This is a genomic window from Shouchella hunanensis, from assembly GCF_028735875.1.
GTDB classification, from domain to species: domain Bacteria; phylum Bacillota; class Bacilli; order Bacillales; family Bacillaceae_D; genus Shouchella; species Shouchella hunanensis.
Genome location: NZ_CP117834.1, coordinates 1,773,082 through 1,796,408, shown reverse-complemented (window position 1 = coordinate 1,796,408; position 23,327 = coordinate 1,773,082). Strand labels below are relative to the sequence as shown.

Sequence of the window (23,327 nt, the reverse complement as noted above, 5' to 3'; positions counted from 1 at the left end):
GATAGGGGTTTCTCCTAACGTGGTACCACTCTTTTTTATTTGTATAAACCGTATACAAAACTCATTTTTTTAACGATTGGCCTTACCATCCGTCTAAGCTTACTTTTCTTTCAGCTTAGCCACTCATAAGCGACTTCAGAAGATTCATTGTCTGCCTTCCCAGCAACCGACAGCTCTCTTAACAATGTTTGCTTCCTACTCCTCTCATTCTAAGCGTTTCACTATGCAATTGAAAAAAAGACAAGAGACAGTCCACCAACAATTAACAACAACTGTAAAACAATCCCTATAACACTGCAGACAAGACCAGCACTAGCGATCCCTTTCCCTGCTTCACTTGACTGTTCAATTTGCGTAAGGGCCGATTTTGCTAAAAAAATACCAATAACGCCAACTAGTAAACCGACAAATGGTAAGATTAGTGACACAATGCCAAGGCATAAGCTTATAACAGCATTCGTGTTTGTTTTCGTTGTAGCCGTTGACATAAGACAGCCTCCTTTACGTAAAGACCATTAAATGAATAGAAGTCCAAGAAGGATAACAATCATAATGCTAAAAACAACCCCTGTCGTTTTCCACCCTAGCATTCCTATTAAATCTGTTAGCCCGCCACCGTTATGGGCATCATTCATATTTCCAAGAGGGTTTCTCTTACGCTCTTCCTGCCGTAACCACTCTCTTCTCTCTTCAGGGCCTGGATTTCGATCCGACATACTGCTTTCACTTCCCTACAAGATTTGTATAACCATTCGCTTTCGTCTACTTAATTCCCTTCTTTATCAGCAAAACGGCTAGAGAATCTCTACTCAAGGGAAGCATAATGGTGGTTTTGCTTATTCATATGAGATGCATGCACATGACATTCCTTTTGAAAGGGTTTTAGCTAATAAACAAACTCAACTGTGTACCCTTCATCTTCCAGAATGGACACGATGCTTGGCTCGGCCACTAAATGTAAAGAACCTACAATGACAAAATACGTTTGACCACTGTTTTCTTGGAGAATATCAGCAATCGTATTGGCCATATCGTAATTGCGGACTTCATTTAATTCATATGCATATTCCTTATCTATAGCGGACTCCTCTAAATCATCCCAAGTCCCTACCAATCCTTCAATGTCACCATCAACCCAACTATCTGCCATTGTTTCAAGCTCTTCCCCTGCTTCATCCATGTTCTGGAGCCTGTGTTCTAATAATTGAATCTGAGTCTCCATCGAAAAACCAGACAAGACATTAAATTGCGATTCGATGCTCTCAAGCTCTCTAATTTCTTTTCCATCATCAACAGCTCGGTTTAGAAAATATTCGTCTACACCAGACGCTTCATCCACATCACTCTCAGCAATTGCAAATGACAGCAACATATTTTCCACAAACCATGGCTCAAACCCCTGAACGAGTTCGACTGGCATACCATATTCAGCAAAAATGGCCTCTAGCTTCTCAAATGCTTCATCTGAGATCAGCTCATCAAGGGTTTGGCCTTCTTCTAATAAGGACAGACCAGTCATCATCGTCTCGACTTCATTCTGATCCACATCAACTAAGTCCACTTCTGGTAAGATCACATCTGCCGCGTCATAAGCCGCTTCTGTTTGCTCATTAAGGGGATAAAAATCTTCACGTCCTACATGAATCGTTCCTTGCAAGTAAACGTCGGTATCTTCATGTTCAATTTTCCATAAAAAACCACCATTTCCGTCTGTTAAGCCTGCTGTTTCAACCGTCTCGTCATTTTCATCTGTTTGGGTTGCCTCATTCTCATCATCGACTTCATTACAAGCCGCCAGAAAACTTAAAGCAGCTACTGTCACCATCGTCCACTTTTTCTTCATTATGTATGCCTCCAACACGTTGTGAATGTCAATCATTACGCTATTTACGTACAATCATCTACTTTCGTTTCAACTTTCACGAGATTTTACCCATCTCAATGCTCGTTTTGTTAATTGTTCTACAAGAGATGATTTCTTTCGCTGATACTGGTCAACACTAAGTCCCAATGCCATTGATTCTTTTTTTACGGCTGCATAGCGAACCGCCTCTTCCTTATGAGCAATGAGATAATCTCTAAATGCCAAGTGTCGCTCGACTTCATCTGAAGCGTTTTCAAAGAGATGTACATGATGAGTCCTTTTTCCTTCTTCGCTTTTAAGGAAGAATCTCCTTCCTTTTATACCGTTTTCCCCCAATGATTCATAACCAAGCACACACAACTCTTCACCGATTGATTGAATAGACGTTACCTCTACTAGTAAATCAATCGTCGGTTTAGCCAACATTCCAGGTATAGACGTACTTCCAATATGATGGATGACCAAGATACGATCGCCTAATACATTCTCGATTTTTTTCTTTTCACTTTCAAATTGTTGTTTCCAATCCTCACAATATGGTTTGAACTCTAACTTCCTCATTCCAGCCCTCCATTTTCGATAATCATGAAAAAAGAAGCAGATGAACACCTGCTTCTTTATTGCGTCGTTGAATCAGCTTGAAGAGAGTCGTCAATCTCAAGATGATCCTTTAATGTTGTTTGAATTTCTTGTAAACTCGTTGGATCAATTCGTTCATACCAAATGCTTTGTCCTTGCGCGTTAGCTTGACGAAATCCTTCCGTTTGTAACTGCATGCTTTCAATATCATTAATTGACCCAGCATAACCGCTTAATGAGACAATGTTCCCCATTGTTAAATCCATTCTAAGGTTATTACCCACTGCTTGAAGCACATCATCAAAATTAGTAATATTTGATATAGAAGTTGATTCATTAATAACAGATTCAATAATTTGTTGTTGGCGAATTCCTCTACCTTTGTCTCCGCCACCTTCAACAGATTTACGTTCTCTCGCATAGGCTAATGCCTTTGAACCATCCATTTGTGTTGGCCCTTCTGTAAAGGAATAATCAGCGTTTGTTGATGCTTCTTTAAAATCAAACTCATAAGTAACGTCTACTTCCACACCACCAAGAGCATCAATGACTTCAACAAACCCATCAAAACGAATTAACGCATAATGATCGATTGGAATATCTAATAAGTTCTCAACTGTATCAACAGCCATGCTCATTCCACCAAAAGCGTGGGCATGGTTAATCTTATCGTAAATCCCACCACCGTGATAACCAATAATTTCTGTGTACGTATCACGTGGGATGCTCGTTAAAATAATCGAACGATCTGATTTATTGAACGTTGCCACAATTAATGTATCTGTTCGCTCATAATCATCTCCTTCACGATAATCACTTCCGAGCAACAACATTGAAAAATTGTCTTTTCCTACATCAACTGGCTCCACTCTTAAATTCGATTTATCGCCTCGCTCTAATTGTTCATAAGAGTTAGAAGCTGTGTTGCTTACTTGACTATAGATATACCAAAAACCAGCACCTAATGCTAGTAGCAATACTGTAGAAACTAATAATGTTATTTTTAATACTCTTCTTTTTCGATTTACTTTTCTTTTCTTCTGACGAGAATCCATTAATTTTCAAGTCCCCTAACACTAGACAGTAATTTTTCAATCTAGATTCATAATCTTATCACACGACATTCGGGACACTAAATACGTTTTGCAGTTCTTACAACATTTTATGCAAGATTGAAAGATCACTTTCTTTTTTCTCATAATTGACAAAAAGGGAACTGTTTCCAAAATCGAAAGGAGTAGTCGTCAACTTCTTTACCTTCCTTAACAAACCCTCTAGTTAATAGTACGGCATTCTGTCATTTAGTGTAAAAGCCATTTACATTCTACCAATCTTATTAAGACTTCATTCACTCTCCATTGTTTATTGTTTACTTAGGATAGTTTCCAAGCAGGAATAAGGGAATGAAATTTAAAGAAAAAACTAAATACAGAATGAATAAGTGTATACATGAGCAAGGTAATAAAATACGTGGTTATCCAAGTAACAAGGAACTCATTCAGAAGAAAAAATAATAAACCCATCCCTACAGGAAACGGAATAAGAATAATCAACCACATAGGAGCTCTCCATTTTTCCGCTAACGCCCCTAAAGAAACTACTACTGCTCCGATCAGTAGCGCTTGCCATACCATTAAACCATCCGTTACTAACATACTTCCACTAAAATAGGAAAGTGCCGTTAATAGAATGGCTAGCATAAAGTGAACAATGTACATTAGACGCTCCTTTTTAGTAAAAGTAGAAAAACAAGCCTTCCTAAGAAACTTGCTTTTCTTCAATTTTACTGTTCTGTTAGCTCATAACCAAGCAAGCCTAGCGCATCTTCAATGCTCTTCACATATTGAAGATCTAACGTAGACAACGCTTGAGAGATCGCTTCGTTTGCCGCTAAATGAATGGGTACACCTGATAACATGACGGATACGCCCATCAGATTTAAAGCTGCTACAAGACGATTTAAGTGCTCAATAAACTCATCGCCTTTCACGACGATTTCTGAAATATCGATAATAATGGTTTTTATTTGCTCAGCGACAGCATACCCCATTGTATCGTCCATAATTTTCACTGCTCTAGATTGACTGACTTTCCCTTGCAACGCAAGGATGGCAATGTCTGCTGAGATAGGAATAATTGGAACGCTCAATAAATCAATATCTTCGTGCGTTTCATCAAGTTCAATAATAAATGACAGGACATCTGCAATGGTGCGGATATACGTAACGTCTTCTTTCGAAAACTGACGTTCTTCTTCATCCATTACGCATAGCGTCCCAAATGGTTCACCAGACGAGCCGTAGATCGAGACACCTAAAAAAGCTTTCACCTGTAATTTCTCCGTTATCTGTCTTTCTGCGGTGTTTGCATTCGTCATTAAGTTGGTGAAGTACTGGATTCCCGCTTCATTCTCTAACACATACTTACAATTTGACTCTTTGTATTCAACCGACATATCATTTGTAACGATTTCCCTATCTCTATTATAGGCGTTCACCACGTCCATGTACCCTGGCTCTTTCTTGGCAATATACGCTGTATTAACATCTAGCTGCTGGGCTAAACATTTAAACAATTTGTTTGAAACCTCAATAAGCGAGTCATGAGATTGATAATGCGTGTTCGCTTTTTGCAACGCAACGTCCCCCTTCCTACTATTCTTGCTTACCATAAAGTTTACTATAGTCTTAATCGAATTACGAAAATTTAACATCGTAGCATGCGGACCTTACATATGAAAGTCACCGCACATAAAGAAAATACGTCTTCTTCTACATAAGTAAGGTAGAAGATCGGCCTCCGTTTTCATACTACTAGTTATCTCGACACCAGCGTTTAATCAAGGAGCATCCATTTCTTCACCTAAAAGATAGTGCGAAAACCAGGCAAGGTTCTGATTCATAATTGCAACGCTCATGCTTGGCTTCTCAGACTGATAGGCCATGCCATGATACACGATAAAGTCCGTAGCAACCCCTTGATCTTTCAAACCTTTGTAAAGCTCGTAGCCATTTACTACTGGCACCCTTAGATCTTTTTCACCATGCTGAATCAACACCGGGGTGGAAGCTGTTGATAGGTATGTAGTGGGCGACGTCTTACGATAGATTTCTGGTTCTTTCCACGGATCAGCACCAAAGTAAGACCGAATAACGAATGGGATGTCAGTATGGACATAATGGGTATACCAGTTTGTAATCCCGCCACCAACTGAAGCCGCTTTAAATTGCTGGCTGAATGTAGCACAAAAAGCAGATACGTAGCCGCCGTTGCTCCACCCCATTACACCAACTCGATCTTGATCGACCAGTCCTTTTTTCACAAGGAAATCAACCCCTGAAATAACATCGTCGTAATAAGTAAAACCTAATTTCTTGAAATTTGCCTTCAAGAACGCATTTCCATATCCTGAACTCCCTCTGTAATTAGGCTCTAACACGATAAATCCTTTCTCAATAAACATTTCGATTGGGTATTTTTCGTTAAAACAACCTGAAAAAATCGGGAAAGACGCCCAAGCAGGCCCACCATGAGCAGCCACTAGTAAGGGGTACTGTTTATTATCGTCAATATTTACTGGAGTCGTTAATACCCCTTCTACTTCATCACCATCACGATTTAGCCAAGAAATGATCCTCCTTTTACTCTTAACTCTTTCATGAAAAACATCATTCTCACTCGTCACTTTTAAACCATCTACATAAACATCAAACGTTTCGTTAAGGTTTGCACTTATATAAGAGATATTCTCTCCACTTTTCGTTATAGCCGCCTCCATCACGACTCTATCTCTATCTTTACTTATTACCTCTACTGAACCATTCTCTGAAAGCATCCCTATCAGATAATGGGTTTTATGCTGCCATCGAATAAAAAGACCCTTCTCTGTCCATCGTAATGGCGTTGTTGTACTATCTACATTGATTAGAGGTTGTGTTCTTTTACCACTTCCAAGCTCATAGATTTCAACGGTTTGATCTTGAATTTGATTTTGGTAAAAGTCTTTGTTCTTAACACTTGCTGTATAACAAATCTTTTTATCATCAGGAGAAAAGCACACCGTTCCCCCTAACAGTTTATTCGTTTGCAGCCTTCTCGTCTCTCTTGTTTTTACGTCAACGATAAAGAGTTCTCCATTTATGTATTCTTCATTATCCGGAGTAGGGGTAGCCATATAGACAACTTTATTTCCATCATGTGAAACATCAAATTGATGAACATGAGACTTGTCTGGATTGGTTAGAAGAGTCGAACGGTCTTCTCCTAGGTGCACATAGTAAAGACCGTCATTTTGATAATCCTTCCCTACATACTGCATATCTGTCTCTGACTCGTAACACTTCTTCCTCCATTCTGGCCTATTTACGGATGCCCGATAAAAAATACCGTTCCCATTCGGCGCCCATTTAAATGAATGGATGGCTTCTTTTACATTTGTCACGAGTAAGGAATAGCCGGAATCCAGTGATTGAACGATGATCTGGTGTTGCTTATGGTTTTCCTTTTCGACAGAACAAAGGTACGCGATCTGCTTTCCATTAGGCGACCACAGTGGTTGTGTACAGTCATTCCTACCTGTCATGAATGGGTATGTTCGATTTTTCTTCTTTTCATAAATCCAAATGGTTTGGTCATATCGATCAGTTTCCCAGTTAGCCGTTCTTTTCATAAATGCTACCTGCTTCCCGTCTTCACTGATGGTTCCTGAGAATAGAGTTGGCATTGAAACCAATTCTTCAACACTTAAATAACCGCTTACATTCATTGTTGTTAACCCCCTCACTTTACTTTTATTTTAATTTTCACTTAACAAACGATAAAGAAATACCCCTTTAGACCATCGTATCTAAAGGGGTTCATACATGCAATCCTATTCTACTGTTACACTTTTCGCTAAGTTTCTTGGCTTATCAACGTCACAACCTCTATGCAGCGCTGCATAGTACGCAATCAATTGTGTTGGTATAACGGATACAAGTGGCGCAATGCTTTCGTGCACACGTGGCAACACGACTGCATCACCTTCTTGGTCAAGACCTTCCATTGAAATGATCACAGCAGCAGCGCCTCGGCTAACCACTTCCTGTACATTTCCACGGATGCTTAAATTTACATGCTCATTCGTGGCAAGAGCAATAACCGGTGTTCCATCTTCAATTAACGCAATCGTACCATGCTTCAGCTCTCCACCAGCAAAGCCTTCTGCTTGAATATAGGAGATTTCCTTAAGCTTTAAAGCACCTTCTAACGCTACGTAATAATCAGACGCACGTCCAATAAAGAATGCATTACGTGTCACAGATAAATAATCACGAGCAATTTTTTCGAACTCGTCTTTTTGGTTACAAAGAGCTTCCATTGCGTTCGCCGCTATCCCTAGTTCTTGAATAGGATCAAAATCAAGTGTACGACCTGCTGCATACGCTGTGTCTACAGCAAGAAGCGTTAGAACAGCCATTTGCGCTGTATAAGCTTTTGTTGATGCGACAGCAATTTCTGGTCCTGCAAATGTGTGAAGCGTGAAGTCGGCTTCTCGCGATAGCGTTGAGCCTGGCACGTTCGTAATCGTTAACGTACGATGCCCTTTTTTCTTCACATCTACAAGCACACCGCGAGAGTCTGCTGTTTCACCACTTTGAGAAATAAACACAAAGAGTGGATTTTGAGATAATAACGGCATATTGTACAAAAATTCACTTGCAATATGCACTTCTGTAGGCTTATTCGCCACTTGCTCAAGCAATTGCTTTCCGACAAGACCAGCGTGGTAGCTTGTTCCTGCCGCAATGACGTAGATACGATCTGCCTGTTGCATCGCAGCACGGATATCTGCATCCAAACGTGTTGAACCATCTTCATGTTGATATTTCTGGATAATGTTACGAATCACAATAGGCTGCTCGTCAATTTCTTTTAGCATAAAATGATCATACGTGCCTTTTTCGATATCGCTTGCATCTAGCTCTGCTGTGTAAGGCTTACGGCTTTGAACCTCTCCAGAAAGAGTTTTAATTTCAATGCTATCACGCTTAACAAGCACAAGCTCTTCATCCATAATTTCAACAAACTGATCGGTCACATTTAGCATCGCCATGGCATCCGACGCAATAACGTTTACACCGTCTCCAACACCAATAAGCAGTGGGCTTTTATTTTTGCCTACAAAAATAGTCTCTGGCTCTTCTTTATCGAGAAGCGCAATCGCATAAGAACCCTTCATCATGGAGAGCGCTTTGCTTACTGCAGCTTCTGTTGTTAAGCCATCTTTAGAAAGCTGTTCAATGAACTGAACAATTACTTCCGTGTCCGTGTCACTTTGTAACTGTACATCTTGAAGATACTCACGCTTCATTTGTTGATAGTTCTCAATGACACCATTGTGAACCAGGGTAAAGCGTTCAGTAGAGCTTTGATGAGGATGGGCATTCAACTGACTTGGTACACCATGGGTCGCCCAACGTGTGTGACCAATCCCGACAGTCGTCTCAACATCCATATCAACAGCGTCACGCAATGTCGCAATTCGTCCTTTTTCCTTAAAGACATGCATGCCGTCTTCTGTACGAACTGCAATACCAGCCGAGTCATAACCACGATACTCCAGCTTTTCAAGTCCGTTCAACAAGATCTCTTTTGCATCTTCATTTCCGATGTAACCAACAATTCCACACATAGTAAATATCCTCCCGACGTGGGAGTAAATCACCGCAGGGGCAGACTTACCCCCACTCTTTGTTTTTGTATGTGTGTGCGGCTTTTGTTTTTGTACACTAAGTCACCTTACTGTTTTTTACAAAAGCTTACGGCTGTCACACGCAGCCGGAGGGAACCCGCCGATTATCGATTAGCCCTCTCCTCGTCAACTGACCTCATGTCAGTCCTGGCGCTTTTTGTATGAGTCTTATCCAATCATACAAGATTCATCATATAGGATGGAAGAACCGTCGTCAATTATGTTCAATGGTTCTTCACAATTTTACTTTATGCGTGTGTCTTCAAAAGGTGCTTTAGGATTGCTATAATCATAACGGTAAAGGAGCTGATGTCATGAATCTATGCTCTTTCACGCTTTCCGCCCTGCGAGGGGACGATGCCTAACGACTGTGCCCCATAAGAGCATCTATTACCAGAGCTAATGGCAGTTACAGAAATCACTGTCCATTTTGCTTATACTCAAAGCACCAAGACATCATTCCCGGAGATCGGGCTAGTACGTGTGGCGGCTTAATGGAACCACAGCATTGCACTACCATACAAAAAAGGCTACCAACTTATCCATGTATGTGTAACGTGCGGAAAGAAACAGCTAAATAAAGTGGCAACAAACACCGACCAGCCTGATATACGATTAAGCCGTTATTATTAAAAAAGAGCATTCTCTGAAATACAGAGAATGCTCTTTTTCTTTTCTTTACTCACCAAGTTCTTCTTTTACTACATCGACAATTCGATTTACATAGTTCTCGCATAATTCGTCGGTTTTCGCTTCCACCATAACCCGTACAAGTGGCTCCGTACCAGAGGGGCGCACGAGCACGCGCCCTTCTCCGTCCATTTCAGCTTCCACTTCAGCAATGATTTCTTTTACGCGCTCATTTTCTTTTACCGCATCACGGTCTGTTACGCGTACGTTTATGAGGCATTGGGGAAACGTTTCCATCTCTCCAGCAAGCTCGGATAACGGTTTGCCTGTTTGCTTCATAATTTGAATGAGCTGGACACCTGATAACAAGCCATCTCCCGTTGTATTATGCTCAAGAAAAATAATATGACCAGACTGTTCGCCGCCTAGGTTGTAGTTCCCTTTACGCATCTCTTCCATGACGTATCGATCTCCTACAGCCGTTTGCTTGGTTTGAATGCCTTTCGCTTCCAATCCTTTATGAAAACCAAGGTTACTCATAACAGTTGCGACAACCGTATTATTGTTCAATTTGCCTTGCTCACTAAAATGCTTCGCAACGATGAACATAATTTGATCACCATCAACGATCGTTCCTTTTTCATCAACTGCAATTAATCGATCCGCGTCACCATCAAAAGCGAGCCCAATATCCGCTTGCTTTTCCACTACGAGCTTTGCTAATTCTTCTGGATGGGTTGAGCCACAACAGTTGTTAATATTTGTCCCGTCAGGAGATGCACCCATTGAAGAAATATCAGCTTCTAAATCAGCTAGTACGTGCGTCGCCAAAGATGAAGCCGATCCATTTGCACAGTCAATTGCGACATGAATGCCTTCAAAATCCCCCTGGACGGTTTGTTTTAGGAATTGCATGTATTTCTGCGCACCTTCAAAGTAGTCATTAATCTGCCCCAGTGCTGCTCCAATTGGTCTCGGCATTGTATCTTCACTATCGATAAGTGCCTCAATTTCTTCTTCCTGTGCATCTAAAAGTTTAAATCCATCTGATCCAAAGAATTTAATCCCATTGTCTTCAACTGGATTATGAGAAGCAGAAATCATAACACCTGCCGTCGCGCTCAGTTGTTTCGTTAGGAATGCCACTCCAGGCGTTGAAATCACGCCGATTCGCATCACTTCCACACCAATGGAAACTAACCCCGACACTAAGGCCGCTTCAAGCATTTCTCCAGATATCCGTGTATCTCTACCAATTAATACTTTTGGTTGCGTTGCTTTTTTTGTTAAAACATAGCCTCCAGCGCGGCCAAGCTTAAATGCTAGCTCAGGTGTTAATTCTGTATTCGCTACACCTCGTACGCCGTCTGTTCCAAAATATTTACCCATTGTATCGCTCCTTCTTCTACACACTGTTACACACTATTCATTAAAGCGCAACACGGTTTCATCGTTATCTAGCTCAAAGCGAATGTATGATGGACCTGTGACACTTAAAGGAAGGGTTTGCTCTCCTTCATAAGAACCAGTCGCATCCACACTTACTTGAATATCACTCTCAATTAATTCCTCTAATCTAGATTGAGAACCAAAGGCTGTCACATTCACAGTCGTCGCTGCATCTGTGTCAAAATTAACGCTCGAATCATTTCCTGTGATGACAATTGGAACGGACTCAAATGCCATCTCTTCTTCTTCCGCTAACGTAAACGCTACCGTCACTTCTTCAGGGTCAATTCTCTCTACGTCATTAGGGGCCTCTAAACCAATTGTTAATTCTCCGCTTTCATTCAGTTCACTCAAATCAATCGGCTCACTCTCAACAAAATCAACTGCCTCAATGTCATCAGTTGAACCATACACCGTTACTTCATTTGGATAAACCGTCACATCTTCAAAACTTAAACCATCAGGCAGCTCCCCTTCTCGAATAATTTTGATGGGGACGAGCTTATTCGGGCTTGTTAAAGGAACCGTTACAGTAACAAACTGCGGATCTGATTGAACATCTAACTGATGACCATTTTCATTATAAAAATGAACAGGGTATTCGTCTTCTATCGATTCATTTGCATCTGTTAAATCGACATATACAAGCACATCTTCTATTGCCTGTATGGTTTCTCGATTTGCCGTAACATTCACGTTAAGAGGGCTTACAATTGGCGTCCCTAGAGAGCGGTCTTCACCAATATCATCTTCATTCTCTAGCTGAACTTCAACGGGAAATGAAGCCGTTTGCCGCTCTCTCAATGTAATGGATACGACTTGCGGTTCCACCGTAACAGATAAGTCGCTCGGGAAGTTCCGATGACTAACGGCAAGTTGGTGCCTTCCCTCTTCTTCTATTTCAGATGCATCAACAAAAACTTCAGTCGATCGATTACTTGTAATTTGGAATAACGATAATGATACTTGGGAACCACGAAGCTCCACATCTACTGTTCCAGGCTCTTCAACTAGCTCGAAGCGCTCTTCATCGTAAAGGACCACTAGCGGCTCATCTTCTAATACATAAGGTGCATTCGGGGCATCCGGCAATAAAGATGGCGACCCAATCGTATTCTGATTCACCATAAAAAACAGCATTAAGGCAATAAAAAACGCTAATATTCTTACAAACCAAATACTATTTAGCATCTTATCCATCTTTTTTACCTCCCCACTGCCAACGGTTGTCGGTGGCTGTTGAAGGCTTTAATAAATTTTGCTCTAACAAATCTTGCAATTGTTCCTTTGTTAAATCTCGATAAAGCGTACCTCGCTTCGATATGGAAATCGCACCTGTCTCCTCTGATACGATAATCGTTAAAGCATCCGTTACTTCACTTACACCGAGGGCTGCTCTGTGCCTCGTGCCTAGTTCTTTCGAAATCGAGCTATCTTCAGATAACGGTAAATAACAACCGGCCGCAAGAATTTTATCATTTTTTAATACAATCGCTCCGTCATGCAACGGTGTATTAGGAATAAACAAATTAATCAAAAGCTCCGATGATACATGGGCATTTAGCGGTATACCCGTTTCCGCATAATCATTTAAACCAGTCTCACGCTCAATGGAGATGAGTGCCCCGATTCTACGCTTACCCATATAGACTGTAGCTTTAACAAGCGCTTCAATGGTGGGCTTGAGTGCATCATCCTTTTGAGCCGATCGGCTATTAAAGAGTCGACTACGTCCAAGTTGCTCAAGACCTCTACGAAGTTCTGGTTGAAAAATAATAATAATCGCTAACAAACCAAACGTTGCCGTCTGCCTTGTAATAAACTCTAACGTACTCAAACCTAAGAAATTACTAATAAACCACACAATAAAAATGGCAACAATCCCTTTTACCAATTGAACGGCACGGGTGCCACGTATAATCATAATTAATTTATAGACAACGTATGTAACAAGTAAAATATCGACAATTTGTCCGATATATACGAGCCAGGGAAAATTTTCAAGATTAGCAGAAAACATATCCGCCCCTCCACATAAACAAACTCTTCTTTACACCTTTGACATATCTTTAAGAAACTAAACGGCATTGTGTCAAACGTTATCATTATACCATTAGTTTCATAAAAAACTAAAGGAGTTCCCGTTTTACACAGAAACTCCATGTTCTTTTACTCTTCCCTACAATTACTCATTTGAACCGCTATCGTCAAAGAAAGAAAAAACATCTGTAAAGAAATCCTTTGTATTGAACCAAATCCAGTGAAGGAATTGGTCCACTTCTTCAATATCCCCTGTCACTTGATTAGGCGATGCATAAAGCGAATCTTTATCAAAAGAACTGTTTAATAACAATACATCCCCGCGCACTTCACCATCTAATTGCAGCGTACCGTTCCTTACCATGAGATCCCCATCAATCACTGCACCTTCCGGAACAGTAACAACACCATTTACTTTATCAATAACAAACGGTCCATTTCCAGATACAACAATGCTGTCATTTTGAGTCCAAGTGGAGAAAACAGCTGTTGACATCATTAAGAAAAACACGGCAGCAGCAACAAGAATCGGGTGCTTTTTAAACAACCGTTTCACCTTAGGGGCACGCTTTTTCTTTTTAGGTAAATTGGCCATGACACTTGTCGTAAAATGAGACGGCGCTTCTATATGAGACGAGCTTTGAATAAAGGCAATGGCTTTTTTCAGCTCGTTTACATGTGTTTTACATTCGGGACACATGTCCATATGCGCATACAACTCCGCTTTTTGCTCTGGTGTTGCATCCCCGTCAAGATAAATGTGTATCAGTTCATTGTAAGAATGACAATCCATAATATGTGTCACTCCTCCTTATTTAAACATGGCGCATGCGTTTACGTAACGCTTCACGACCTCGATGAATTCTTGTCTTTACTGTTGCGACTGGTAAATCCATAATATCGCTAATTTCTTTTAAAGATAAATCTTCTAAGTACTTTAATATAATAGCTGTACGGTATTTAGGTGGTAAATGATTAATTTCAGCTTGAATCCAATCTTGTAATTCGAATTGGACAACTTGATCCTCTGGTAAATCATCGGTGGCTGCCAACTGTGATTCATACGTAATATCTTCTGTTCCCTTGACCTTGTCCTGTAAATAAAAGTCCGGTTTTCGCTTTCTTAATCGATCAATCGCTACATTCGTAGCAATCCTGAAAAGCCAAGTAGAAAATTTTCGATTCACATCATACTTTTCTAAATTTGTATATACTCTTAAAAATGCTTCTTGTGCAACGTCCTGCGCTTCTTGAGGATGACCGACCATTCGATAGGCCACTTGATAGACTTTGTCCTTGTAAAGGTCAACTAATTCTGCGAATGCTTGGTCATCACCCTGTTTAATTTCCGAAATTAAGCGCTTTGTTAACGAATCCATGACATCCCCTACCTACATTTAACTTACGGAACACTCTAGAATAAAGTTTCGTTTTTTATAATAACAGAAAAATTAACTTTTTTCTTAAATTTGGAAGGATTTTTCTATTTTAGTACCGAATTGTTCCTTAATAAAGAAAGGGAGGTATGGCTATGTCGAATGTGCACCTTGTTGATCCATTATCGCGTTCAATAGAAGACGTACGAATGGAACTAAACGTTTCAGCATCATCGTACTCACTGAATTCACCACATATGCTACAATTGAGTCGGAAACTTGATAGCCTACTCAATCAATACGAAAACCTTTCCAATACGCCTTGTGACTAAATGAATGAACCTATAATAAACAAAAAAGCGACCAGCATGCTGGTCGCTTTTCTTTATGAAAATGGAGCCTAGCGGGATCGAACCGCTGACCTCCTGCGTGCAAAGCAGGCGCTCTCCCAGCTGAGCTAAGGCCCCTTAACAAAAAACGACTTATACAAGTCGTTTTAGGATGAGCCATGAAGGATTCGAACCTTCGACCCTCTGATTAAAAGTCAGATGCTCTACCAACTGAGCTAATGGCTCGATGGCTGGGCTACCTGGGATCGAACCAGGGAATGACGGAATCAAAATCCGTTGCCTTACCGCTTGGCTATAGCCCAATCATAGAAAATGGTGGAGGGGGACGGATTCGAACCGCCGAACCCGGAGGGAGCGGATTTACAGTCCGCCGCGTTTAGCCACTTCGCTACCCCTCCACATATGGAAAGTATGGTGGAGGATGACGGGATCGAACCGCCGACCCCCTGCTTGTAAGGCAGGTGCTCTCCCAGCTGAGCTAATCCTCCAAATATGACTGCAAGTAAGCAACATTTCTGCTTCTATTCGTCAATTAATGAAACTATGTAAGCCTGGCAACGTCCTACTCTCACAGGGGGAAGCCCCCAACTACCATCGGCGCAAAAGAGCTTAACGACCGTGTTCGGCATGGGAACGGGTGTGACCTCTTTGCTATTGCCACCAGACCTATAGATTATACCCTCAGTAAGTCGATTGTAAACCAGAAAATTCACAATGACCCGTACGGGATTCGAACCCGTGTTACCGCCGTGAAAGGGCGGTGTCTTAACCGCTTGACCAACGGGCCGCTTACTGACAAGTTATATAATAACAAATGGATTCTCTCTGTGCAACTGTTTTTTTATATTTTTTTTAATCAATCCCTTTGCTAGTATAGGCTACTTTCTTCATCCTTATACAATCGTAAAATCATCGCCCAGTTTTGTCGCCAAAAAGCGATTCTTGCATAGGGTATAGTATCCTAACACAAAGGTGGTGTACACACATGGGTTACTACGGCGGAGGTTACGGCTGTGAAGGTTACGGCTACGGACCAGTAGGCGGTACTTGTGGCGGTGGCGGCAGTTACGGTGGCGGATTCGCGCTAATCGTTGTCTTATTCATTCTTTTGATTATCATTGGAGCGGCTTACGTAAAATAACTCGTGCACCCCACGCAAGCGCTGATACGTTTGCCAACACAACCGGCTCTTTGTAGAGCCGGTTGTTTTTGGTGCATTCAAGACACATCAATCACCCCTCTTTATCCACATGTGTTTAAAAACTGGAAGGAATCTACATCCGAATGACTTAAAAACCACGTTGCACTGACACAACGTGGTTTTTCTTACTGTCCGATTAATTCAGAAACGGTCACAAACGTGTATCCTTGACCTTGCAATGCTGGGATGATGGCATCAAGAGCATCTGCTGAGTAAATTTCCGGATTCGCCGTATCAACGTCTCCACCATCATGCATTAAAATAATACTACCAGCTTGCGTATCCTGTAAGACTGTGTCCGTCACTTCGCTTGCAGGAATACCGGACCAATCAAGTGTATCTACATCCCAACCAATAATGGAATAGCCTAAGGTGACGAGACGTTCCGCTTGTTCTCTCGTAATGAACCCATAAGGAGGACGGAATAACTTCGGTGTATTCCCTGTTATACTTTCAATCGCATCATTCGTTTGATTGACTTCCTGCTCAAGTTCAGTCACACTTTTGTCGGTCAAATTTGGGTGCGAGTAAGTATGATTAGCAATTTCATGTCCTCCAGCTTGAATTCGACTAAGTAACTCAGGGTCTTCATTCGCTCGCATTCCCAAGACAAAGAATGTTGCAGGAACATTATACTGCTCCAGTTTATCTAATACTTTTCCAGAAAAGCGGGGATCAGGACCATCGTCAAATGTTAACGCAATTCTCTTACTTTCACGATCTCCGTGTGCGAATACAGATCCGGGGAATTCATCTTGCAAGGCGGGTATTGGAACAATCTGTGCATGAGCTTGTTCACTACCAAATAAACCAATTCCGAACACCGTTAACATGAACAAAGCAGCTACCATTCGATTCTTCATCATTAAAAAGACTCCTTTTTATAGATATGCTCTAGCTTTTGCCACTTCATTCTTTTTTATGTTCTCTGCATAAAAAAAGAGCTGCCGTTATAACGACGCTCTACGTTTTTCTATGTAAAAACTGACCACGATCTCGCCCGCAATTTTTGCAACGCCCATTTTTTCGTAACGGCGCATCACAAAAACCACAGTATTTGATGATTACCAATTCACCCATCTCGTCACCTCGAATGTCCTTTTCCCGTTTAAAACTCTGATGAAACACAGGATTATCAGTCAGGAAAAGAGTAAAATAAGAAGAAAATACAGTGACAAAGGATGTTGAGTGATGACGTATACCGTCTACTATGACTATTATGATGGCAAGCAAGTACCGATTTGGTTTGTCATTCCTGTAAAAAGCCTGAACTTACTCGACTACGAACAAGAGACTGTCACCATTTCGATTCATGCCCCCTTTAACAAACAAGAACGAGAAGCGTTTGATCCAGACGCCATGAACATCACCATTACCATGAACGATTTGCTTATCACCTCAACACCACAATCATTCGGGATTTCGTTAAGCAACGTTAAAAAACGATTAGACGAGTCTGGCGTGCTTTTAGAAGACATCGACTCCTTCATTCTCTTGGTAGCAGACGTAGAAGAGGTGCTGCAGTTTCAGCTGTAGCACCCTTCTTATTTTCTAATTGACATATATATCACATTACGATATATTATACATAGATATATCACAAAACGATATAAATAAGAAGGTGAGTAGATGAAAACAAACGAGCAACTAACCGATTCCATGTTCTATATTATGGCCTCATTAACGAGCCCACGTCATGGTTACGCCATCATGAGCTTAATTGAAGAAACAACGAATGGGATGATTACGATAGGACCTGCATCAATGTACACCATTATTAAGAAGCTATTAAAACTAGAATGGATTTATTTACATGATGGTACAGATTCAAGACGCAAAACATACTTGCTTACTGCAAAAGGAAAAGAAATTTTAAAGGAAGAAATCAAGCTTAGAAAAGTAATGGTTCATTTAGCCGAAACTGGATTGGAGGAGGTCGAAAAATGAGTCAAACAAAATACATTACATCAGGTGGCTTAGCATTTGCTGAGGAACGCGACATGGAGAAATTACGTCGCTATTCATTAAAGGGATGGCATGTTACTAAGTTTAAATTCATGGGCTACTTGCTCGAGAAGGGTCAGAGCGCTGACTATATATACAGCGTGGACTACCGCACAATTAAAGAAGAAGAGCGTGAGGAGTATGTTGATTTCTTTGCATCTTCAGGATGGACGCATGTTTCTTCTAATAGCGATATACACCTGTTTAGAGCACTTCCCGGAACTAAACCTATTTATAGCGATCGTGAAACAGTTGTTGAAAAACATCAACATTTAGGAAACCCACTTAAATGGATAGCTTTATCACTACTTATCTTAACAGCGATTACTTGGACCGGTTTTTCTATGACCTCAGGATTACCCATGATTCTATTTGCCATTGCGGCAATTTCTTTAAGTGCAATAACCATTCCAATACTTTGGACGGTTTTAACCATATTTAAGAATAAATGGGTGGTTGAAGAGAAACACCGACTTGTCGCTATGACAAGAGCCATCGTCCCTTTGGTTTTAGTAGGATGCCTCCTATTTATCTTTTTTTTCAGTGACTTAAACAATCCAATAGGCATTTTGTTCTCTATGGTCGCCGGCGCCATTATCCTACCAACCACCATTTGGATCATTCAATCACTCTTACAAAAACGAAAAGGAAAAAAAGCGTAGGCCATACTCGTTTGCGGAACCTTGAGCATACAAAAAGGAACAGCTTCTGGCTGTTCCTTTTTTACATTAAATCTCTGCACACCATAATTCGATTTCGATCTTTAATTCAGGCAACCCTAATGCTGAGATATAAGCAATGGTCATGGAAGGATATTCACCTTGAAACCATTCATCCCATTTCATGTAAAAATAGTCCCAATCAATTTCTTCCGTCGCCCAAATATTTACTTTGATGACGCTATCGTGTGATAACCCCTCGGATTCGAGAACCTTTTTCATATTGGCAAATGTATTCGTTACTTGGTCGTTTAACTGTCGAGGGACTTCTCCATTCATATCCGTGCCCACTTGCCCTGATGTTACAATCAACTCAGCACCTTTTGGTACCCTCGTAACATGACTATAATTCCCTACCGGTTTGGGCATAGAATCAGGATTATTTCGACTAATTTTCTTCATAACATGACCTCATTCACTATAAATTTTTCTGCGTATTCTTATATTCATTAGACAGACCTCACCAATTTCTGTCTACTCAATAAAAAACAGCAGTCGAGTACCCATAACCCATCGATAAAAAGCCCAGTATTTTCTTTTTCACGGTATAGACACTCCCTTTCTTTATAGTGAAGGTAATAGATAGTCATAACTGTACCAAGAACGTTTTAGAATAGCAACCTTTATATAACTACAGAGGTTTTCTTGACTAATACCCTCTATAGCTCGGTTTGTCGTCACGGTTTACTAGAATTTCTAGCGATTCATAAGGCTTTGTACAATGTAGCTTACATCGACTTCTGATCCATCCATCAAGCGTACAATTTTAGTATCTCGGCTCTTTTCTGCTCATTCATATAAACAAAATAAGGCATCTGCCACTCTTGTGTTTTCAACCCTTGCTTACTCACCGGCCTGTCCCATTCAGGATATACTCGAAACCCCATTTTTCCTTTTGTTGTATCTGTTTTCAAAAGGTTCTTTTTCACAAGAATGTCTTTCGGAAATACGAACTGACCAAATTCGAAGTGATTTTTAAATACCGTAACAACGAATAAATCGAGTGCTTCACCGTACGTATACGGTCTATTTTTGTTTGCGTCATCCTTTTTCCAAACAGCAACAAACTGGCCAATCTTGTTTGGTGTGTTATTCGCAACTCTAAATCGTATGGTTTTATGAAGAGTTCGGAATGTACCAGCTCCATATCTTGAGTTCTGCTCTTCTCCTTGTGCACGTTCAATTGATAATCCAATCGGTTTATAGATTGTGTCGTTTATATAAGAAAGAGATTCATAAAAATTTTTCACCCATCACGCCTCCAATTGATTCCTTTACTCAGCTCTTGTATTTAAATTTATACGGATCCCGTTTATAATCAGAGTATACATCAAAATAAACGGAATACTTAAACAATAATACACGTTTATCGATAAGCCGCTTGGGAATAAATTTATAATCAGAGTATACATCAAAATAAACGGAATACTTAAACAATAATACACGTTTATCGATAAGCCGCTTGGGAATAAAGTGTAAAGAACAAACAACATAGGGAGAAATGTGTGATAAAAAAGCAATCCTACATGATAAGAACACACGCATTTAGAATACTCTCAGTAGCTACATTCTTTGTCATGACTTCTAAACCACAATGACGACTATTAAAGAAAAGGTGATAAACGAATGACTCAAATCTATATTATTTCTGGACCAGCAGGCGTTGGCAAATCGACTACTTCCAACAAACTCGCAAAACAGTTTCATCACAGTGCTTACATTAAAGGTGATCTCATTCATCATATGGTCGTTGGTGGCTATGTCCCACCATGGGAAAGCGAGGAATCATTAACACTCACTTGGGAAAATATTGCTGATTTAAGTATTAATTTCGTTCAAGCGCGCAAGCATGTCATTATAGATTACGTCGCCTTTCCAGAAGAAGTAGAAACATTTTCTCGTAAACTTTGTTCCCATGTTAAAGATGTTGAGATAAAGTATGTTGTCTTATGGGTCGATCGCGCTGAACTCATAAGAAGAGACGCTTTAAGAGAAAAAGAACATCAGATGGGTGCAAGGTGTTTAGAATTAGCAGAAATGTTCACAAGGAAGAAGATTGATCAACGCTTTGTGTATGATACAACCTCTATACACCCCTCAGCCTTGAATGAAGTCCTTTCAACTATTAGAGACGATACCAGGTTTACCTATTAAAAGAAATGTTTGGGCAAATTCATTTAGAAATTCATAAGATGATAGAACAAAATAATTGGCGTTGAAGGAGGAATCTACGTATGGAATCAAGGGAGCATAAAATTATTCTGATTAATGCCATTCCAAGTTTCGCTATTGCATTTGCTTTATCTACTTTCTTAGCATCAGGTACGATTGCCGAAAGTCATATAGACCACACGTTTGCTTTTCCCCAAGCTTTCATCATTCTTATCACATGGTTAATTGGACTACTCATTGGACTTTTAACTAAACGTATTCTGGTATCTGTTCCAATCATGTATCTGTCCTTTGCGACCATTTACATTTATTTTTTATTCGTTTCATGAGAAGCCCATCATATTCTTAACTCCTAAAAATACACCCTATTAAAACCAGTCATCATTTAGCCTTTTTAGACATAATTCTGTAATAGGAAATCCAGAACTTTCACCTATAACAGAATCCACACCACAGTAAGGACAAATGGCGGTTTGGTTGTCATCAATCCACTCATAAATCTCTTTTGGATCAAATACCTTGATGCAAAAGAAACACCCACACACCCTATCTTGTTCCAATTCCGCTCTATGACGAGAGCTAAAACGATGTGCATCTTTTTCATTCATTTTAGTATGTTTCGTTGATTCACCATTCATTTAGATACTCACCCTAACCTGTTCGAAAGTCTCTTGTTCTTAGACCTATGTAGCCCCATTTTAACAGATAAAAAAGAAGCGTGATGTACAAACACGCTTCTTCTAACATGACAAAGTATACAAAATGTTGAAGTTCAGTCCCGTCAAACTTGTCACACGCTAAGGCATTTCACTTTCATTGATTAATTCATATTGTTTTGAATACCTCCCTTTAGCGAGCACTCTTACAAATGTGCCTGGATCGAGCCTCGTGCTAGCGCTGAACACGACTCGTTTCGTCTCTCCCCCTTCATTCACACCTTCCAAATCATATTTATACCGTCCGTCATCATCAGTAGGTTCGCCTTGAACCTCAACAAATACATATTCTTCAGTAAGCAATGGGTTAAAGCGGTCAAATGTCTCACGGGAAAAGAAGTATAGGCTGGCAATGGCAATGACTAAAACGAGACACACACTAATTGTTTTTTTCATAACTTTTTCTTCCTCTCTATTAAAGCACCTATCAAGGTACTTTTTTACTACTGGTAAACCCAGCTAATATAACCTCGATGACTTTGAGAAAACAAGACGCCGTACAGATGGCAACGAATGAACCCTGTTTTACAATGGTCTGATTTTTATGACTGTTGAGCACCTCTCCTCTAGCTATAAGATGAACTTCCTTTCATTTCGTTTCAGATGTATCATTTGGTACATTCTAAGTAAGTTGGTATAACTATACTCTAATTCTTTCTTTACTCTACGTCGTGCGATTCAGATGACAAATCAAAGGTTCATGTGACATTTTCGTCATCTCTAAAAAAGCAGTCAGACAATGAATAGAGTCTGACTACTGGTAATGACTATATATGCTACTTATCGAGCACATCTCTTCATAAGCGTCTAATGATTCCTTACTACAAATTAAAAAAGGCCATAATGGCCTTTTTTAATTAGATAAGTTCTTCTTTTCCTCATGGCATTTAAATGAACCGTTTTCTCTCCTGTTAAGTTAACAGAAGCCCTTTAAGAGCAACTCTTTGTTTGCCATCAACTGTGCATGTAATCAACGTAATTTCATTTTTGCCTTCTTCATCTAATAATATGTCTGTCTGCGTCGGCTCAATGATTTGAGACGTCATAATTTCATAGGTGTACGTTTGGTCCCCTACTATCAGATTTACTTTTGAGCCTATAGGTACTTCAGGAAGATTCCGAAAAAAACGGTCCCCTCTATAGCCCCTGTGACCCGCAACCGTGAAATTCCCTTCTCCTGGAACTTGATTAGGTTTAATCTGTGTTAGCCCTAGACTCAAATTGTCTTCTGTTGTCTCCGGTAAAATCATTTGATTAAGATCAATATCTGGAATCTCCAACCAAATAACATCCTTCGCATACGCAAACTCTTCGTCCATTGTTTGCGCGCTTGCTTCATTTGAAATAAGGTTTACAGCCTGAGTTAACTTCTCAATTTCTTTTCCTGTTTTCCATTCTTGATAAAGCGGAATGGAAACAAGTATGAGTCCAATGAGTATGGACACAATACCTGTTGTTACTTTTACATTTCTCATTGAACTCACTCCTTCTGAT

28 protein-coding genes, 6 tRNA genes, 1 rRNA gene and 1 other annotated feature (1 of these 36 running past the window's edge) are annotated in these 23,327 nt (G+C 40.2%); of the genes, 8 read left to right on the top strand and 27 right to left on the bottom strand.

Annotated elements, in window-relative coordinates; all coding sequences use genetic code 11:
• Positions 1-221: a binding site (T-box leader), on the bottom strand; it reaches 9 nt to the left of the window's first position.
• The 9 genes from PQ477_RS09225 to glmS form a co-directional block, all read right to left on the bottom strand.
• The gene (locus tag PQ477_RS09225) at positions 222-488 is read right to left on the bottom strand and encodes a DUF4190 domain-containing protein (protein ID WP_274273425.1); all 267 of its coding nucleotides are present in this window, start codon (positions 486-488) and stop codon (positions 222-224) included.
• 27 nt (positions 489-515) lie between these two features.
• Complete coding sequence (locus PQ477_RS09220) at positions 516-716, bottom strand: DUF6366 family protein (RefSeq protein ID WP_124741125.1); 201 nt, start codon at positions 714-716, stop codon at positions 516-518.
• 170 nt (positions 717-886) lie between these two features.
• Positions 887-1,843, bottom strand: a complete 957-nt coding sequence (locus PQ477_RS09215; RefSeq protein ID WP_274273424.1) for a TraB/GumN family protein — start codon at positions 1,841-1,843, stop codon at positions 887-889.
• A 69-nt stretch (positions 1,844-1,912) separates the two neighbouring features.
• Complete coding sequence (locus PQ477_RS09210) at positions 1,913-2,425, bottom strand: GrpB family protein (protein ID WP_035394434.1); 513 nt, start codon at positions 2,423-2,425, stop codon at positions 1,913-1,915.
• Positions 2,426-2,481: 56 nt separating this feature from the next.
• The gene (locus PQ477_RS09205) at positions 2,482-3,498 is read right to left on the bottom strand and encodes an LCP family glycopolymer transferase (protein ID WP_035394438.1); all 1,017 of its coding nucleotides are present in this window, start codon (positions 3,496-3,498) and stop codon (positions 2,482-2,484) included.
• Between the two features lie 318 nt (positions 3,499-3,816).
• Positions 3,817-4,161: a hypothetical protein gene (locus PQ477_RS09200; RefSeq protein ID WP_274273423.1), complete on the bottom strand. Its 345-nt coding sequence runs from the start codon at positions 4,159-4,161 to the stop codon at positions 3,817-3,819.
• 65 nt (positions 4,162-4,226) lie between these two features.
• Positions 4,227-5,078: a GAF domain-containing protein gene (locus tag PQ477_RS09195; protein ID WP_274273422.1), complete on the bottom strand. Its 852-nt coding sequence runs from the start codon at positions 5,076-5,078 to the stop codon at positions 4,227-4,229.
• Between the two features lie 204 nt (positions 5,079-5,282).
• Positions 5,283-7,208: a S9 family peptidase gene (locus PQ477_RS09190; RefSeq protein ID WP_274273421.1), complete on the bottom strand. Its 1,926-nt coding sequence runs from the start codon at positions 7,206-7,208 to the stop codon at positions 5,283-5,285.
• Positions 7,209-7,313: 105 nt separating this feature from the next.
• On the bottom strand, positions 7,314-9,116 hold the full coding sequence (gene glmS, locus PQ477_RS09185) for a glutamine--fructose-6-phosphate transaminase (isomerizing) (RefSeq protein WP_038475982.1): 1,803 nt from the start codon (positions 9,114-9,116) through the stop codon (positions 7,314-7,316).
• 428 nt (positions 9,117-9,544) lie between these two features.
• On the opposite strand from glmS, the gene PQ477_RS09180 reads away from it, so the two are divergent.
• The gene (locus PQ477_RS09180) at positions 9,545-9,757 is read left to right on the top strand and encodes an RNHCP domain-containing protein (RefSeq protein ID WP_349775505.1); all 213 of its coding nucleotides are present in this window, start codon (positions 9,545-9,547) and stop codon (positions 9,755-9,757) included.
• 97 nt (positions 9,758-9,854) lie between these two features.
• On the opposite strand, the gene glmM is transcribed toward PQ477_RS09180, so the two are convergent.
• The 5 genes from glmM to sigW form a co-directional block, all read right to left on the bottom strand.
• On the bottom strand, positions 9,855-11,195 hold the full coding sequence (glmM, locus tag PQ477_RS09175; protein WP_035394445.1) for a phosphoglucosamine mutase: 1,341 nt from the start codon (positions 11,193-11,195) through the stop codon (positions 9,855-9,857).
• Positions 11,196-11,228: 33 nt separating this feature from the next.
• Positions 11,229-12,455: a CdaR family protein gene (locus PQ477_RS09170; protein WP_274273420.1), complete on the bottom strand. Its 1,227-nt coding sequence runs from the start codon at positions 12,453-12,455 to the stop codon at positions 11,229-11,231.
• Positions 12,448-13,275: a diadenylate cyclase CdaA gene (gene cdaA, locus PQ477_RS09165; protein ID WP_035394450.1), complete on the bottom strand. Its 828-nt coding sequence runs from the start codon at positions 13,273-13,275 to the stop codon at positions 12,448-12,450. Before cdaA ends, PQ477_RS09170 begins: the two co-directional genes overlap by 8 nt.
• A 165-nt stretch (positions 13,276-13,440) precedes the next feature.
• On the bottom strand, positions 13,441-14,100 hold the full coding sequence (locus PQ477_RS09160) for a zf-HC2 domain-containing protein (protein WP_246117100.1): 660 nt from the start codon (positions 14,098-14,100) through the stop codon (positions 13,441-13,443).
• Between the two features lie 10 nt (positions 14,101-14,110).
• Complete coding sequence (gene sigW, locus PQ477_RS09155; RefSeq protein ID WP_055736611.1) at positions 14,111-14,674, bottom strand: RNA polymerase sigma factor SigW; 564 nt, start codon at positions 14,672-14,674, stop codon at positions 14,111-14,113.
• Between the two features lie 152 nt (positions 14,675-14,826).
• On the opposite strand from sigW, the gene PQ477_RS09150 reads away from it, so the two are divergent.
• The gene (locus PQ477_RS09150; protein WP_148297262.1) at positions 14,827-15,003 is read left to right on the top strand and encodes an aspartyl-phosphate phosphatase Spo0E family protein; all 177 of its coding nucleotides are present in this window, start codon (positions 14,827-14,829) and stop codon (positions 15,001-15,003) included.
• A gap of 62 nt (positions 15,004-15,065) precedes the next feature.
• Here PQ477_RS09150 and PQ477_RS09145 read toward each other — a convergent pair.
• From PQ477_RS09145 to PQ477_RS09115, 7 genes are all read right to left on the bottom strand, one after another.
• A tRNA-Ala gene (locus PQ477_RS09145) sits at positions 15,066-15,138 on the bottom strand.
• Between the two features lie 35 nt (positions 15,139-15,173).
• Positions 15,174-15,246: transfer RNA gene (locus PQ477_RS09140), tRNA-Lys, on the bottom strand.
• Between the two features lie 2 nt (positions 15,247-15,248).
• Positions 15,249-15,323, bottom strand: a tRNA-Gln gene (locus PQ477_RS09135).
• 11 nt (positions 15,324-15,334) lie between these two features.
• A tRNA-Tyr gene (locus PQ477_RS09130) sits at positions 15,335-15,419 on the bottom strand.
• A gap of 14 nt (positions 15,420-15,433) precedes the next feature.
• A tRNA-Val gene (locus tag PQ477_RS09125) sits at positions 15,434-15,509 on the bottom strand.
• 61 nt (positions 15,510-15,570) lie between these two features.
• Positions 15,571-15,686 (bottom strand): 5S ribosomal RNA (gene rrf, locus PQ477_RS09120).
• Between the two features lie 50 nt (positions 15,687-15,736).
• Positions 15,737-15,808, bottom strand: a tRNA-Glu gene (locus PQ477_RS09115).
• Positions 15,809-16,006: 198 nt separating this feature from the next.
• On the opposite strand from PQ477_RS09115, the gene PQ477_RS09110 reads away from it, so the two are divergent.
• Positions 16,007-16,162 (top strand): YjcZ family sporulation protein, encoded by a 156-nt coding sequence (locus PQ477_RS09110; protein WP_060704316.1) that lies wholly within the window; start codon positions 16,007-16,009, stop codon positions 16,160-16,162.
• 185 nt (positions 16,163-16,347) lie between these two features.
• Here PQ477_RS09110 and PQ477_RS09105 read toward each other — a convergent pair whose 3' ends face one another.
• Entirely contained in the window at positions 16,348-17,088 is a 741-nt protein-coding gene (locus PQ477_RS09105; protein WP_274273419.1) for a polysaccharide deacetylase family protein, read from the bottom strand.
• A gap of 325 nt (positions 17,089-17,413) precedes the next feature.
• Here PQ477_RS09105 and PQ477_RS09100 point away from each other — a divergent pair, with 325 nt between their 5' ends.
• The 3 genes from PQ477_RS09100 (at position 17,414) to PQ477_RS09090 (ending at position 18,888) form a co-directional block, all read left to right on the top strand.
• Positions 17,414-17,758, top strand: a complete 345-nt coding sequence (locus tag PQ477_RS09100; protein ID WP_144557534.1) for a hypothetical protein — start codon at positions 17,414-17,416, stop codon at positions 17,756-17,758.
• A 93-nt stretch (positions 17,759-17,851) separates the two neighbouring features.
• Positions 17,852-18,169, top strand: a complete 318-nt coding sequence (locus tag PQ477_RS09095) for a PadR family transcriptional regulator (RefSeq protein ID WP_035394455.1) — start codon at positions 17,852-17,854, stop codon at positions 18,167-18,169.
• Positions 18,166-18,888, top strand: a complete 723-nt coding sequence (locus PQ477_RS09090; protein ID WP_035394457.1) for a DUF2812 domain-containing protein — start codon at positions 18,166-18,168, stop codon at positions 18,886-18,888. The genes PQ477_RS09095 and PQ477_RS09090 overlap by 4 nt, the downstream gene beginning before the upstream one ends.
• 66 nt (positions 18,889-18,954) lie before the next feature.
• On the opposite strand, the gene PQ477_RS09085 is transcribed toward PQ477_RS09090, so the two are convergent.
• Entirely contained in the window at positions 18,955-19,347 is a 393-nt protein-coding gene (locus PQ477_RS09085; RefSeq protein ID WP_060704318.1) for a RidA family protein, read from the bottom strand.
• Positions 19,348-19,697: 350 nt separating this feature from the next.
• Positions 19,698-20,195, bottom strand: a complete 498-nt coding sequence (locus PQ477_RS09080; RefSeq protein ID WP_274273418.1) for a MepB family protein — start codon at positions 20,193-20,195, stop codon at positions 19,698-19,700.
• A 376-nt stretch (positions 20,196-20,571) separates the two neighbouring features.
• On the opposite strand from PQ477_RS09080, the gene PQ477_RS09075 reads away from it, so the two are divergent.
• Together PQ477_RS09075 and PQ477_RS09070 are read left to right on the top strand one after the other, a co-directional pair.
• Positions 20,572-21,099, top strand: coding sequence for an AAA family ATPase (locus tag PQ477_RS09075; protein ID WP_144557524.1), 528 nt, complete (start codon positions 20,572-20,574; stop codon positions 21,097-21,099).
• A gap of 80 nt (positions 21,100-21,179) precedes the next feature.
• The gene (locus PQ477_RS09070; protein WP_274273417.1) at positions 21,180-21,446 is read left to right on the top strand and encodes a hypothetical protein; all 267 of its coding nucleotides are present in this window, start codon (positions 21,180-21,182) and stop codon (positions 21,444-21,446) included.
• A 39-nt stretch (positions 21,447-21,485) separates the two neighbouring features.
• Here the strand turns inward: PQ477_RS09070 and PQ477_RS09065 are convergent, their stop codons facing one another.
• The 3 genes from PQ477_RS09065 to PQ477_RS09055 all read right to left on the bottom strand — a co-directional run bounded on the left by PQ477_RS09065 (position 21,486) and on the right by PQ477_RS09055 (position 23,308).
• Positions 21,486-21,755: a cytoplasmic protein gene (locus tag PQ477_RS09065; RefSeq protein WP_432813893.1), complete on the bottom strand. Its 270-nt coding sequence runs from the start codon at positions 21,753-21,755 to the stop codon at positions 21,486-21,488.
• A 159-nt stretch (positions 21,756-21,914) separates the two neighbouring features.
• Complete coding sequence (locus tag PQ477_RS09060) at positions 21,915-22,229, bottom strand: YxeA family protein (protein WP_274273416.1); 315 nt, start codon at positions 22,227-22,229, stop codon at positions 21,915-21,917.
• 515 nt (positions 22,230-22,744) lie between these two features.
• A complete protein-coding gene (locus PQ477_RS09055; protein ID WP_060704367.1) occupies positions 22,745-23,308 on the bottom strand; it encodes a class D sortase in 564 nt (187 codons plus the stop codon).
• Positions 23,309-23,327 lie beyond the last annotated feature (19 nt).